Here is a 13415-nt window from a genome sequence, read left to right as displayed (position 1 = left end):
CCTTGCGGCCAGTTGACGTCTGTCAGCCCTTCGGATGGGCTGCGGAGTAGGCGCTCAACAAATGGGCGGCGTCGACGGCGGTGTATTTCTGGGTCGTCGACAGGCTGGCGTGGCCCAGCAGCTCCTGGATCACGCGCAGATCGGTGCCGGCCCCGAGCAGGTGGGTGGCGAAGCTGTGACGCAGGGCGTGGGGCGTGGCACTGGCGGGCAGGCCCAGTCGCCCCCGCAGGCGCTGCATCGTCGCCTGCAGGTGGCGGGGGCTTAGCGGGCCGCCGCGTCGGGCCCGGAACAGGGCGTCGGCCGGCTGCAGCGGGAAGGGCAGCAGGGCCAGATAGGTGTCCACGGCGATGTGCACGACGGGCAGGACCGGGACCATCCGGGTCTTGCCACCCTTGCCGGTGATGCGCAGGGCTTCGGCCAGCGGGGCATCGGCGCGGGTCAGGGACAGGGCCTCGGAGATGCGTAGCCCGCAGCCGTACAGCAGGGTCAGGACCGCCTGGTCGCGCGCGGCTTCCCACGGGGGCAGATCGGGATCGTCGCCGGGCTCGTTCAGCAGGCTTCTGGCCTGATCCTCATTGACGGGACGGGGCAGCGAGGGGTTGACCCGCGGGCCTCTCACCAGGGCCAGCTGCGGGGCCGGTGTGCCCAGTCGCCGGTCGAGGAAGCCGTGGAAGGTCCGGATCGCTGACAGGGTCTGGCTCAGCGACCGGGCATTCAGTGGCCGGTCCCCCCCGCGCCGCGCCGCCAGATGGGCGCGCACCTCGGCGGCGCTGACCGTGCCCAGGCTGGCAAGGCGGATGGGTTCGCCACGGTGGTGTTCGAGAAAAGTCAGATAGTGCCGGCCGATATGACCGTAGGCCTCCAGTGTCCGGGGCGACAGTCGCCGCTCATGGGCAAGGTGCTCCAGCCAGGCCGAGAGGGCCCCGGCGGCAGTCAGTTGAGGATCGGCCATCGTTCCGCCGTGCGTTCGACGACCCGGGCGATGAAGGCGACCAGCTCGCAGCCCATCTCCGGTGTGAAACCGTCGTCCTCGGCCGAACCGAAGGCGCACAGGGCCGGTCGGGTCGGGGTGCCTGTGCCGGGGAATTGTGGGGACATGCGAATCAGGGCGACCGAACGCACCTCGTTTGCAGCCGAGGCGAACAGGTCCAGGCCGTCGAAATTGGCTCCCAGCCACGCCAGGCCGTGCTCGCCCAGCAACCCGTCGACGCCGCCGCTGTCGAGGCCGCGCCAGCCGAACGGAATCCCGCCGGGCTTTTCCAGGGCGATGACGGCCCCGGCCAGACCGAACCGGCCCTGGGCCACGGCGTCGAGCCGGCGCGCGAGGTCCGACGGGTTGCGGGCCTCCAACAGGTCGAGCGCGGCGACATGGGTCTGGGTCTGGGCGGCGAAATTGGCCCGGGCCACGGCCTCGATACGTTTGCGGGCGTCGGCCTCGCGCTCGGCGGCGGCCTCCAGCCGCGTCAGGGCGGCGCGGCCGAACTCGACCACATTGCGACCGTGCGGCTTCAGGCCGATCTCTTCCAGCAGGGAGCGGTCGTCGAGCAGGATCTGCGGGTTGGCCTGCAGCCATGCCCGGATTTCGGGCCAGTGCGGGCCGTCGGTGCCGGTGGAAAGATCGGGTGAACCGTTCAACAAGATCTCTCCCGGGACCCCCGTCAGGGGCGAGGCTACAGAATCGACTGACCGGTTTTGCCCCAGTCCGCCAGGAAGGCATCAAGACCCTTGTCGGTTAACGGGTGCTTGATCAGGGCCTTGAAGGTGTCGGCGGGCAGGGTGGCGGCGTCGGCCCCGGCCAGGGCAGCGGCCGTGACCTGCTCGGGGTTGCGCAGCGAGGCGGCGAGAATTTCTGTGTCGAAGTCGTGAATGTCGAACACGGCGCGAATTTCGTCCAGCAGACCGATCCCGTCGGCTCCCACATCCTCCATCCGGCCCACGAACGGCGAGACGAAGGTCGCCCCGGCCTTGGCCGCCAGCATGGCCTGGGCGGCCGAGAAACACAGGGTGACGTTGGTTTTTATGCCCTTGTCGGCAAAGACCCGCGTGGCGCGTAGACCGTCCCAGGTCAGGGGCAGCTTCACCACCACGTTTTTGGCGATGGCGGCCAGTTTGTCGCCTTCGCGGACCATGGTCTCGAAATCGGTCGCCACGGCCTCGGCCGAGATCGGCCCCTCGACGAGAGCGCAAATCTCGGCGATGACCTCGGCGATGTTGCGACCGGATTTGGCGATCAGTGACGGATTGGTGGTGACGCCGTCCACCATGCCCGTGGGGACCATGTCCTTGATGACGGTGACGTCGGCTGTATCGAGAAAGAGTTTCATGTCGCTGGTTCTAGCCGAGGAGCGCAGACTGTGAAAGTCGCCTCGGTGCTCATTCCCCTGCCGGTGGCCGAAGCCTTCGATTACGAGGTTCCGGAGGGTCTGACGGTCGAGCGCGGTGATCAGGTCACGGTGCCCCTGGGGCCGCGGTTGCTGCGGGGGGTCGTCGCCGAGGTGCGTGAGACTACCGGCTCGAACCGGCGGCTCAAGGCGGTGCTGGCGGTGCTGGATGATCCGCGCCTGCCGCCCCGGACCGTCGATTTCGTCGAATGGGCTGCGCGCTGGACCCTGAGCCCGCCGGGCGAGATGGCTGCGGCCGCCCTGAAGGGGCTGCGCGCGCCGCGGCCGCGGCCCGAGCGTCGGGTGCGGCGGGTCGAGGGCCGTGTCCCGGCCCGGGTTACGCCGGCGCGGACGGCTGTACTGGAGGCGCTGGGCAGCAAGACACTGTCGGCCGCCGATCTGGCCCGGACCGCCGGTGTCTCGGCCGGTGTGGTCAGAGGGTTGATGGACGAGGGCGTGCTTGAGGGAATCGAGATTTCGGCCGAGGCAACCTTCGCCGCCCCGGACCCCGACCATGCCCCGGCGACCCTGAATCCGGACCAGATCGCCGCGGCCGGGGCCATCGCCGCGGCCACGGCCCGGGGCGGGTTCGAGCCCTTCCTGCTGGACGGGGTCACTGGCTCGGGCAAGACCGAGGCCTATCTGGAGGCGGTCGCCCGAACCCTGGGGCGCGACCCGGCGGCGCAGGTGCTGATCCTGCTGCCCGAGATCGCCCTGACCCAGGATTTGATCGCGCGGATCACCGCTCGCTTCGGCACGGCCCCGGCCGAATGGCATTCGGGCGTGGCCCCGCCGCGTCGGCGACGGGTGTGGGAGGCGGTGGCCGCCGGACGCTGTCATATCGTCGTGGGCGCGCGCTCGGCCCTGTTCCTGCCGTTCCCGAACCTGAAGCTGATCGTCATCGACGAGGAGCACGACGGTTCGTTCAAACAGGAAGACGGTCTGGTCTATCACGGTCGCGACCTGGCCGTGGCCCGGGCCCGGATCGAGGGGGCGACGGTCGTCATGGCTTCGGCCACCCCGTCGCTGGAAACCCTGTGGAACGCGCACGGCGGGCGTTACGGCTGGCTCAGGCTGGCGACCCGGCACGGTGCGGCGGTCTTGCCGGATATCGCCCTGCTGGATCTGCGCCAGACGCCGCCCGATCCCCAGACCTGGCTGTCGCAGCCGCTGCGCGAGGCGATCGGCGAGACCTTCGCCCGGGGCGAACAAACCCTGCTGTTCCTCAATCGTCGCGGCTATGCACCGGTCGTGCTGTGCCGGGCCTGCGGCCACAGGCTGACGGCCCCCGACACGGACAGCTGGCTGGTCGAGCACCGCTATACCGGCCGGCTGGTCTGTCACCTGACCGGTTTCACCATGGCCCGGCCCAAGGCCTGTCCGTCGTGCGGGGCGCTCGACTCCCTGGTCGCGGTCGGCCCCGGGGTCGAACGGGTCGAGGAAGAAGTGCGCGCCCTGTTCCCCGAAGCCCGCACCGCCGTGTTCAGCTCGGACACCGTACCCGATGCGAAATCGGCGCGGGCCCTGATCCAGAGCATGGTCGCCGGCGAGATCGACATCCTGGTGGCCACCCAGGCCGCGGCCAAGGGCCACAACTTCCCCAACCTGACCCTCGTCGGGGTGGTCGATGCCGACCTCGGCCTGCGTGGCGGCGACCTGCGCGCGGCCGAACGCACCTTCCAGCTGCTGACCCAGGCCACGGGCCGGGCCGGCCGGGCCGAACGCCCCGGTCGCGCCCTGTTGCAGACCTGGACGCCCGACCATCCGGTGCTTCAGGCTTTGGCGGTCGGCGACCGGGACGGTTTCGTCGCCGCCGAACTGGCCGAGCGCGAGGCGGCGGCCCTGCCACCCTACGGCCGGCTGGCGGCACTGATCCTGTCGGGTGAGAACGCCGTGGCGGTGGAGGCCACGGCCCAGGCCCTGGCCCAGGCCATTCCCAATGCTGAACGGCTCGAGGTCTATGGTCCCGCCGATGCGCCACTGGGCCTGATCCGCGGGCGGCGACGCAAGCGGCTGCTGGTGCGGGCCGATCGCGATGTCGACCTGCAGGGCTTCCTCCGGGCCTGGCTGGCACGGGTCAAGGTGCCGGGCTCGGTGCGACTGACCGTCGACGTGGACCCCTACAGCTTTCTTTAGGGTGCTATCGCTCCTTCTAGGGCGCTATCGCTCACCGCGCGGCGGCTCGCTGCTTGAGCGCAGGCCGCGTCGGGTCGAGAAGGCGGAGCCTTCTGACCGCGGCCACAAGAGAAAGCGTTAGCGTCGCCTTCCGACGCTAGTGCGGCCCCGTTAGCCGGATCTCGAACAGGGTCGGCCAGTTCTTGCCGGTGACGAACAGGCGGCGTCCCTCCGGGTCCCAGGCGATGCCGTTCAGGACCGCGTCGGTCGGGTCCAGTCCGCTGCGGTCGGGCATCAACCCGGTCAGGTCGACGACGCTGGTGATTACACCGGTCGCCGGGTCAATGCGGGCGATGAAATCGGTCTGCCAAAGATTGGCGAAGACCTCACCGTCGATCCATTCCAGCTCATTGAGACGGGGGACCGGCCGGCCCCGCAGGGTGACGGGAACGCGGCCGGTTTCGGCCAGGGTGTCGGGGTCGAGAAAGCGCAGCGTCGCGGTACCGTCCGACATTATCAGTCGCGTCGCGTCATGGGTCAGGCCCCAGCCTTCGCCTGGATAGGCGTATTCGCCTTCAGGCTCGAGCGTGTCGCCGTTCCAGGCGAAGGCCTTGCCGCTTTTCCAGGTCAGGGTCAGTACGCGGTCGCCGAAGTCGGTCAGGCCTTCGCCGAAATAGGCCTCGTCCAGGGTCCGCTGCTGCAGGACGACGCCGTCCTCGAGCCGGACCCGGCGTACCGTCGACGGGTGTCGGCCGGTGCTTTCAAGCAATTCGCCGTTACGGAACACCAGTCCCTGGGTAAAGGCGGCAGGGTCGTGGGGATAGACGTGCACGATCTCGAAGCCATAGACCGGGATGTCCGCGCCCTGCGTCGTCGGCGGAGCCGGTGTTTGCGCCGCCGCGACCGGGGCCGACAGCAACAGGGCCAGCAGGAGCGCCGCGCGTCGCACGGTCACACGCCCGGCCCGGCAGTCTCGCGCCGGTTCAGGGTCTCCTGATGCGCGTCGTGCGCCGCCTGTTTCTTTGCGGCGGAGTGGCGACCCATCATGTTCAGCCCCTCGACCAGGCCCGAGAAGGCCATGGCGGTGTAGATATAGCCCTTGGGCACATGCACGCCGAAGCCGTCGGCGATCAGCACCATGCCGATCATCAGCAGGAAACCCAGCGCCAGCATCACCACGGTCGGGTTCTTCTCGATGAAATTGGCCAGCGGGTTTGAGGCCAGCAACATCACGGTGACGGCGACGATCACGGCCACCATCATGATCGGCACATGATCGGTCATGCCCACGGCGGTCAGGATGGAATCGACCGAAAAGACCAGGTCCAGCAGGATGATCTGGACGATCGCCGCCCCGGCGTTGGCGATCACGGCGTTCTTGGCGTCCAGAATGTCATGGTTCGGGGTCGGGTCGACCGCGTGGTGGATTTCCTTGGTCGCCTTCCACAGCAGGAACAGGCCGCCGGCGATCAGGATCAGGTCGCGCCAGCTGAAGGCGGTTTCGAACAGGGGGGCACCGTGTTCGATGGGCCCCGTCAGGCCGAGGTCGAAGACCGGCTGGGTCAGGGCGACGATGACGCCGATCACCGACAGCAGGGCCAGGCGCATGATCAGGGCCAGACCGATACCGATGCGCCGCACCCGGGCGCGGTCCTTTTCAGGCAATTTGTTCGACAGGATCGAGATGAAGACCAGATTGTCGATCCCCAGCACCACCTCCATGACGATCAGGGTGGCCAGGGCCAACCAGGCGGTCGGGTCGGTGAACAGGGGCGTGATGCTGTCGAACATGAAGGGGATTCCGGATCAGATGATCTGTGCGTCTGGTAACGGCAGGGCGACCCGCCATCAAGCGACAGGAACGTCGCCCCCCTGACCGTCCGGTACCTCGCTGACCAGAGAGCCCGGCCCCCCGCCGGCGAGGACGGCCGTCCGCACCGCGGCATGGCTGGCCGCGCTCTGGGCCTCGACATAGATGCGACCGGCCTGGGGATAGGCGGCGCGGATGCGGTGCTCCAGCCGGGCGACGGTATTTTCGACCTGCGCCGCAGTCAGGGCATCGTCGAAATCGAGACTGAGCACGACGAGAATTTCATTGGGCCCGAAATGCATGGTCTTGGCGTCGTTGAGGCCGACCACGCCGGGTTCGGCGCGGGCGATGGCGGCGATCCCCTCGCGGGTGTCGGGGTCGGCGGCCTCGCCGGTCAGCAGACTCTGGCTCTCGTAAGCCAGGAAGCCCGCCGTCAGCGCCAGGATGATGCCGATCACTACCGAGGCCACGCCGTCCAGAACCGGCAGCCCGAACCACTGGCTGGCCGCGACCCCGATCAGGGCGACGATCAGACCGGCCAGTGCGGCCGTATCCTCGAACAGGATGGTGAAGACCGTCGGGTCCTTGCTGCTCCGGACGGTTGAGAAGAACGGTCGCCCGGCCCGCTCCCGGTTGAAAGCCCTCAGGGCCACGTACCAGGACGCTCCCTCGAACAGCACCGCCAGGCTCAGCACCAGATAGTTGACCCAGGGGCTTTCGATCGCCTCGGGCGCACGAATCCGCTCGATCCCGTGCACGATCGAAATCACCGCCCCGACCCCGAAAATCAGCACGGCGACCACGAAGGTATAGAAATAGAGCTGCAGGCCATGGCCGAACGGGTGGCTCGGCGTGGAGGGACGGGCGGCGCGCTTCAGCCCGATCAACAGAATAATCTGGTTGCCGGTGTCGACTGCGGAGTGGATCGCCTCGCTCATCATTGCAGCGCTGCCGGTGAACAGGGCGGCCGCCAGCTTGGTGATCGCGATGGCGCTGTTGCCGGCAAGGGCGGCGAAGATGACATTTTTGGACGTGGAGGCCGCCATGGTGAGAATTCGATCCCGTGAAATGAAGCGGTGGTCGTTCGGAGCGCAGGGACGACTGTATCGTTCCGTTCGCGTCGGTTGCGAGCGGGAAAAGCCCATGCTATCAGGCGCCCGGCTTCCAGGGGGCGTTTCTCGCGAAACGTCCCTAGGCGTGCTTTCCTAAGCATTTCAAGCCTTTGGCTGGCGCGGGTTCCGTGGCCGGTCGCGACCCGAACGCTTCGATCTACGCTTTATCCATTGGCGGACCTTATAAGTGGCTGACGAATTCAGGACGACCGAAGTCGGCGAGCGCTATGCACGGGCGCTGTTCGACCTTGCCGGCGAGACCGGGTGTCTGGACGCTGTGCGCAGCGATCTGGCGGCCCTGAAGGCAGCGTGGGGCGAGAGCGCGGACCTGCGCCGTCTCGCCCGGTCCCCCGTGATTTCGGCCGATGATCAGCGCCGTGGCCTGGTCGCCGTCGCCGAAAAGGCGAAATTCAACGCCACCACCGTGAAATTCCTCGGTCTGCTCGGTCAGAACCATCGTGCCGCCGATCTGCCCGGTGTGATCGCCGGCTTTGACGCCCTCTATGCCAAACAGGCCGGAGTCGTCGCCGCCGAGGTCGTATCGGCCGCTGCGCTCGATGCCGGCCAGCTGCGCAGCATCAAGGCCGCCCTGGCCAAGGCGCTGGGCAAGGACCCCGAAATGACCGCCCGCGTCGATTCGTCGCTGCTGGGTGGCCTCAAGGTAAGAGTCGGCTCGCGCCTGTTCGACGCCTCGCTGAAGACCAAACTCGACCAGATGAAATTCGCCCTCAAGCGGGCCTGACCCAACACCATTTGACGACCGGGCCCGAGGGTCCGGACCCAAGAGACGAAAGCCAGAGAGCCCATCATGGACATCCGCGCCGCCGAGATTTCGGCCATCCTCAAGTCGCAGATCGCCAATTTCGGCGTGGAAGCGGACGTGTCAGACGTCGGACAGGTTCTGTCCGTCGGTGACGGCATCGCCCGCATCCATGGACTGGACAATGTCCAGGCCGGCGAGATGATCGAATTCCCCAAGGCCGGGGTTAAGGGCATGGCCCTGAACCTCGAGCGCGACAACGTCGGGGCCGTGATCTTCGGTCAGGACAGCGAAATCGCCGAGGGCGACGAGGTCCGCCGTCTGGGCGAGATCGTCGACGTGCCGGTCGGCAAGGGTTTGCTGGGCCGCGTCGTCAACCCGCTGGGCGAGCCGATCGACGGCAAGGGCCCGATCAAATTCACTGAGCGTCGCCGCGTCGACGTCAAGGCTCCGGGCATCATCCCCCGCAAATCGGTGCACGAGCCGATGCAGACCGGCCTCAAGGCCATCGACACCCTGATCCCGATCGGCCGCGGCCAGCGCGAGCTGATCATCGGTGACCGTCAGGTCGGCAAGACGGCCGTGGCCATCGACACCATCCTGAACCAGAAGACGACCAACGCCGCCGCCAAGAGCGAAGGCGACAAGCTGTACTGCATCTATGTCGCTATCGGGCAGAAGCGCTCGACCGTGGCCCAGATCGTCAAGACGCTCGAGGAGCGCGGCGCACTGGAATACACCATCGTCGTCGCCGCCACGGCCTCGGAGCCGGCTCCGCTGCAGTTTCTGGCCCCGTTCGCCGGGACCGCCATGGGCGAATTCTTCCGCGACAACGGCATGCACGCCCTGATCGTTTATGACGATCTGTCGAAACAGGCTGTGGCCTACCGCCAGATGTCCCTGCTGCTGCGCCGCCCGCCGGGCCGTGAAGCCTATCCGGGCGACGTCTTCTACCTGCACAGCCGCCTGCTGGAGCGTTCGGCCAAGCTGAACGAGGACAACGGTTCGGGGTCGATGACCGCCCTGCCGCTGATCGAGACCCAGGCCAATGACGTGTCGGCCTATATCCCGACCAACGTCATCTCCATCACCGACGGCCAGATCTTCCTGGAATCGGACCTGTTCTACCAGGGCATCCGCCCCGCCGTGAACGTCGGCATCTCGGTGTCGCGCGTGGGTTCTTCGGCCCAGATCAAGGCGATGAAACAGGTCGCCGGTTCGATCAAGGGTGAGCTGGCCCAGTACCGGGAAATGGCCGCCTTCGCCAAATTCGGTTCCGACCTCGACGCCTCGACCCAGCGCCTGCTGGCCCGTGGCGCGCGCCTGACGGAACTGCTGAAGCAGCCGCAGTATTCGCCGCTGACCGTCGAAGAGCAGGTCGTCTCCATCTACGCCGGTACGCGCGGCTTCCTGGATGCGATCGCCGTGGCTGACATCGGTCGTTTCGAGACTGAACTGCTGGCCCGGGTGCATTCCAAGCACGCCGGCCTGCTGGATGGTATCCGCACCAAGAAGGCCCTGACGCCCGAGCTCGAAGCCGAGCTCAAGGCCGCCATCGCCGACTTCGCCAAGACCTTCGCCTAAGCCAGGACGAATGAACGACAGCGCCCATCAGCCCCCGGCCGGATCCGACCCCAAGCCCCTCAAGGCCTGGGCCGGAAGTTTCGGTGACGCCTATACGGTGCGTTGTGCCGTATCGGACGGTGCCGTGGACGGACGCGTGCGCGTGCTGGAAACGGCGCTGGCCGCGCTCGGTGCCGACCGGCCGCGCAGCCTGCTGGAGGTCGGCTCGAACCTGGGGCTCAATCTCCGGGCCCTGCCCAAGGTGCTGGGTGCCGAAGCCGAACTGTGGGCGGTCGAGCCCAATGCCTCGGCCCGGGCCCGGGTCATTGAGGATCATGTCCTGCCGGCGAACCGGATGCTGGAAGGCTTCGGCCATTCGGTACCGCTTGCCGATGGTGCGGTCGAACTGGCGATGACCAGTGGTGTCCTGATCCACGTCGACCCCACCCTGCTCGAGGCGACGATGCGCGAGATTCACCGCGTCGCCTCGAAATACATTCTCTGCATCGAATATTTTTCATCAACGCCGGAAACGATCACCTATCGCGGTGAGGAGGGTCTGCTGTTCAAGCGGGACTTCGGGGGGCTCTACCTCGACACCTTCCCCGACCTCGAGCTGGTGGATTACGGCTTCTTCTGGAAGCGGATGACGGTCATGGACGACAGCACCTGGTGGCTGTTCAGAAAGACGGACGCCTGACATGGCCAGCCTCAAGGAAATGCGGAACCGGATCGGAAGCGTCAAGGCGACGCAGAAGATCACCAAGGCCATGCAGATGGTCGCTGCGGCCAAGCTGAAGCGCGCCCAGGACCAGGCCATCGCGGCCCGGCCCTATGCCCAACGCATGGCCGCCGTCATCGCCAATCTGGCGGCCGGCGTGTCCGGCGACGGCGCGCCGAAACTGCTGGCCGGTACCGGTTCGGACAAGCGCCACCTGATCATTGTGGCCACGGCCGACAAGGGTCTGGCCGGCGGCTTTTCGACCAATGTCGTCCGCGCCGCGCGCGACCGCATCAACGCCCTGGTCAAGGATGGCAAGGACGTGCGCATTATCGCCGTGGGCCGTAAGTCGCGCGACGGCCTGCGCCGTCTGTTCAGTGATCGCATCATTCACACCTTCGAGCTGAGCGACCACAAGGTCATCGGCCTGCCGTCGGCCCAGCCGATCGCCGAGCTGATCGCGGCCGAGTTCGAGGCTGACCGCGCCGACGTGGTCACCCTGTTCTACAGCCAGTTCAAGTCGGTCATCAGCCAGATCCCGACCGCCCGGCAACTGATCCCGGCCGTGGTCGAGGGCGGTGCCGCCCCGATCGATCTGAACGGTGCGGTCTATGACTATGAGCCGTCCGAGGAAGAGATCCTCGAGACGCTGCTGCCGCGCAACATCACCACCCAGATCCTGGCGTCGCTCTATGAGAACCAGGCCGGCTTCTACGGTGCCCAGATGGGCGCGATGGATGCCGCCACCCGCAACGCCGGCGACATGATTTCCGCCCTCACCCTTCAGTACAACCGATCCCGCCAGGCGCAGATCACCAAGGAGCTGATCGAGATCATCTCCGGCGCCGAAGCCCTCTGATCTGATCCCGACACGCACACGACGACAACGGACCCGCACCCGATGACCGACACAACCGCCAAGAAAACCGCCGCCAAAAAGCCCGCCACCAAGGCTGCGCCCAAGGCACCCAAGGCCACCAAGGCCGCCGTCCGCGTTGCCGGCACCGGCAAGATCGCCCAGGTGATCGGCGCCGTCGTCGACGTCGAGTTCGAGGGAGCCCTGCCGGCCATCCTCAACGCGCTGGAAACGACCAACACCGACCAGAAGACCGGCGCGCCGTTCCGCCTGGTTCTGGAAGTCGCCCAGCACCTGGGTCAGAACATGGTCCGCACCATCGCCATGGACACCACCGAGGGTCTGACCCGCGGCCAGGCTGTGACCGACACCGGCACCTCGATCATGGCCCCGGTCGGCCCGGCCACCCTGGGTCGCATCATGAACGTCGTCGGTGACCCGATCGACGAAGGCGGCCCGATCAAGACCACCGAGCGTCGCCCGATCCACCGCGAGGCCCCGAGCTTCGAGGAGCAGTCGACCTCGTCGGAAATCCTCGTCACCGGGATCAAGGTCATCGACCTGCTCTGCCCCTATACCAAGGGCGGCAAGGTCGGCCTGTTCGGCGGTGCCGGCGTGGGCAAGACCGTGACCATGCAGGAGCTGATCAACAACATCGCCAAGGCCTACGGCGGCTATTCGGTGCTGGCCGGCGTGGGTGAGCGCACCCGCGAGGGCAACGACCTGTATCACGAGATGATCGAGTCCAACGTGAACGTCGCCGGCGGCGGCGAAGGCTCGAAATGCGCCCTCGTCTACGGCCAGATGAACGAGCCTCCCGGTGCCCGTGCCCGCGTGGCCCTGACCGGCCTGGCCCAGGCCGAATATTTCCGCGACGAGGAGGGCAAGGACGTCCTGCTGTTCGTCGACAACATCTTCCGCTTCACCCAGGCCGGCTCCGAAGTGTCGGCGCTGCTGGGCCGTATCCCGTCGGCCGTGGGCTATCAGCCCACCCTGGCCACCGAGATGGGCAACCTGCAGGAGCGCATCACCTCGACCAAGAAGGGCTCGATCACCTCGGTCCAGGCCATCTACGTCCCCGCCGACGACCTGACCGACCCGGCCCCGGCCGCCTCGTTCGCCCACCTCGATGCGACGACCGTGCTGAACCGCGACATCGCCGCCCAGGCCATTTTCCCGGCCGTGGATCCGCTGGACTCCACCTCGCGGATCATGGACCCGCTGGTCATCGGCGAGGAACACTACCGCGTCGCCCGTTCGGTCCAGGAAGTGCTGCAGCAGTACAAGGCGCTGAAGGACATCATCGCCATCCTCGGCATGGACGAGCTGTCGGAAGAGGACAAGCTGACCGTGGCCCGCGCCCGCAAGATCAGCCGCTTCCTGTCGCAACCTTTCTTCGTGGCCGAGCAGTTCACCAACTCGCCGGGCAAATTCGTCGAGCTGAAGGACACCATCCGCAGCTTCAAGGGCATCGTCGCCGGTGAATACGACCACCTGCCGGAAGCCGCCTTCTACATGGTCGGCACGGTGGAAGAGGCCGTCGAGAAGGCCCAGAAACTCGCCGCCGAGGCGGCCTGATCCATGGCCGGCAAGCTGCAGTTCTCGCTGGTGTCGCCTGAACGCGAGGTCTTCAACGGCCTCGTGGATCAGGTTGACGCGGCCGGCGTCGAGGGCGATTTCGGCGTCCTGCCGGATCACGCCCCGTTCATGACCGCCCTGCGCGAAGGCGTGGTCACCGTCATCGACGGGGCCTCGCGCCGTGTGTTCGATGTCCACGGCGGCTTTGCCGACGTCAATGCCGACGGCCTGACCATCCTGGCCGAACAGGCCTCGGAAGTCTCCGCCGCTTGACCCCGGTCGACGCCCTCGGCGTCGTCGGCGTTTTGCTGATCCTGATTGCCTATGCCGGGGCCACCAGCGGCAGGCTCGACGCCCGGCACGCGCCCGCCCTGTTGCTCAACCTGGCCGGGGCCCTGCTGATCCTCGTGTCGCTCTATGTCGACTTCAACCTGTCGGCGGTGCTGATGGAGGGAGCCTGGGCCCTGGTGGCCGTGGTGGGTCTGGGGCGTCTGGCCTTCCAAAGGTTGAAACGCTAGC

The 13415-nt window shown here is 67.2% G+C and carries 14 protein-coding genes; 8 read left to right on the top strand and 6 right to left on the bottom strand.

Annotated elements, in window-relative coordinates; translation table 11 throughout:
• Positions 1 to 22 precede the first annotated feature (22 nt).
• The 3 genes from AAC050_RS05335 to fsa are packed head-to-tail and all read right to left on the bottom strand — an operon-like array spanning position 23 to position 2324.
• Positions 23 to 952 carry a tyrosine recombinase XerC gene (locus AAC050_RS05335; RefSeq protein ID WP_339914028.1) on the bottom strand — a complete coding sequence of 310 codons (930 nt, stop codon included), beginning with the start codon at positions 950 to 952 and terminating at the stop codon, positions 23 to 25.
• On the bottom strand, positions 934 to 1635 hold the full coding sequence (locus tag AAC050_RS05330; RefSeq protein ID WP_339914027.1) for a DUF484 family protein: 702 nt from the start codon (positions 1633 to 1635) through the stop codon (positions 934 to 936). Before AAC050_RS05330 ends, AAC050_RS05335 begins: the two co-directional genes overlap by 19 nt.
• 35 nt (positions 1636 to 1670) lie before the next feature.
• Entirely contained in the window at positions 1671 to 2324 is a 654-nt protein-coding gene (fsa, locus tag AAC050_RS05325) for a fructose-6-phosphate aldolase (RefSeq protein ID WP_339914026.1), read from the bottom strand.
• 30 nt (positions 2325 to 2354) lie between these two features.
• Here fsa and AAC050_RS05320 point away from each other — a divergent pair, with 30 nt between their 5' ends.
• Positions 2355 to 4517 (top strand): primosomal protein N', encoded by a 2163-nt coding sequence (locus tag AAC050_RS05320; protein WP_339914025.1) that lies wholly within the window; start codon positions 2355 to 2357, stop codon positions 4515 to 4517.
• 136 nt (positions 4518 to 4653) lie between these two features.
• Here the strand turns inward: AAC050_RS05320 and AAC050_RS05315 are convergent, their stop codons facing one another.
• From AAC050_RS05315 to AAC050_RS05305, 3 genes are read right to left on the bottom strand one after another with little or no spacing between them, the layout of a single operon-like run.
• Positions 4654 to 5451, bottom strand: coding sequence for a glutaminyl-peptide cyclotransferase (locus AAC050_RS05315; RefSeq protein ID WP_339914024.1), 798 nt, complete (start codon positions 5449 to 5451; stop codon positions 4654 to 4656).
• Positions 5448 to 6287: a TerC family protein gene (locus AAC050_RS05310; protein ID WP_339914023.1), complete on the bottom strand. Its 840-nt coding sequence runs from the start codon at positions 6285 to 6287 to the stop codon at positions 5448 to 5450. Before AAC050_RS05310 ends, AAC050_RS05315 begins: the two co-directional genes overlap by 4 nt.
• Before the next feature lie 57 nt (positions 6288 to 6344).
• Complete coding sequence (locus tag AAC050_RS05305) at positions 6345 to 7352, bottom strand: cation diffusion facilitator family transporter (RefSeq protein WP_339914022.1); 1008 nt, start codon at positions 7350 to 7352, stop codon at positions 6345 to 6347.
• Positions 7353 to 7605: 253 nt separating this feature from the next.
• On the opposite strand from AAC050_RS05305, the gene AAC050_RS05300 reads away from it, so the two are divergent.
• The 7 genes from AAC050_RS05300 to AAC050_RS05270 all read left to right on the top strand — a co-directional run bounded on the left by AAC050_RS05300 (position 7606) and on the right by AAC050_RS05270 (position 13414).
• Positions 7606 to 8160, top strand: coding sequence for a F0F1 ATP synthase subunit delta (locus tag AAC050_RS05300; RefSeq protein ID WP_339914021.1), 555 nt, complete (start codon positions 7606 to 7608; stop codon positions 8158 to 8160).
• Between the two features lie 66 nt (positions 8161 to 8226).
• Positions 8227 to 9762, top strand: coding sequence for a F0F1 ATP synthase subunit alpha (gene atpA / locus AAC050_RS05295; protein ID WP_339914020.1), 1536 nt, complete (start codon positions 8227 to 8229; stop codon positions 9760 to 9762).
• A 10-nt stretch (positions 9763 to 9772) separates the two neighbouring features.
• Entirely contained in the window at positions 9773 to 10441 is a 669-nt protein-coding gene (locus tag AAC050_RS05290; RefSeq protein WP_339914019.1) for a pseudaminic acid biosynthesis-associated methylase, read from the top strand.
• A 1-nt stretch (position 10442) separates the two neighbouring features.
• Positions 10443 to 11321, top strand: a complete 879-nt coding sequence (locus AAC050_RS05285; RefSeq protein WP_339914018.1) for a F0F1 ATP synthase subunit gamma — start codon at positions 10443 to 10445, stop codon at positions 11319 to 11321.
• A gap of 42 nt (positions 11322 to 11363) precedes the next feature.
• On the top strand, positions 11364 to 12896 hold the full coding sequence (gene atpD, locus AAC050_RS05280; protein ID WP_339914017.1) for a F0F1 ATP synthase subunit beta: 1533 nt from the start codon (positions 11364 to 11366) through the stop codon (positions 12894 to 12896).
• Between the two features lie 3 nt (positions 12897 to 12899).
• Positions 12900 to 13169: an ATP synthase F1 subunit epsilon gene (locus AAC050_RS05275; RefSeq protein WP_339914016.1), complete on the top strand. Its 270-nt coding sequence runs from the start codon at positions 12900 to 12902 to the stop codon at positions 13167 to 13169.
• Positions 13166 to 13414, top strand: coding sequence for a hypothetical protein (locus AAC050_RS05270; protein ID WP_339914015.1), 249 nt, complete (start codon positions 13166 to 13168; stop codon positions 13412 to 13414). The genes AAC050_RS05275 and AAC050_RS05270 overlap by 4 nt, the downstream gene beginning before the upstream one ends.
• Position 13415: the final 1 nt, after the last annotated feature.

This window comes from uncultured Brevundimonas sp., from assembly GCF_963974615.1.
GTDB lineage: Bacteria > Pseudomonadota > Alphaproteobacteria > Caulobacterales > Caulobacteraceae > Brevundimonas.
The sequence above is the reverse complement of the archived record's forward strand: the minus strand, read 5'-3'. Positions and strand labels throughout refer to the sequence as shown.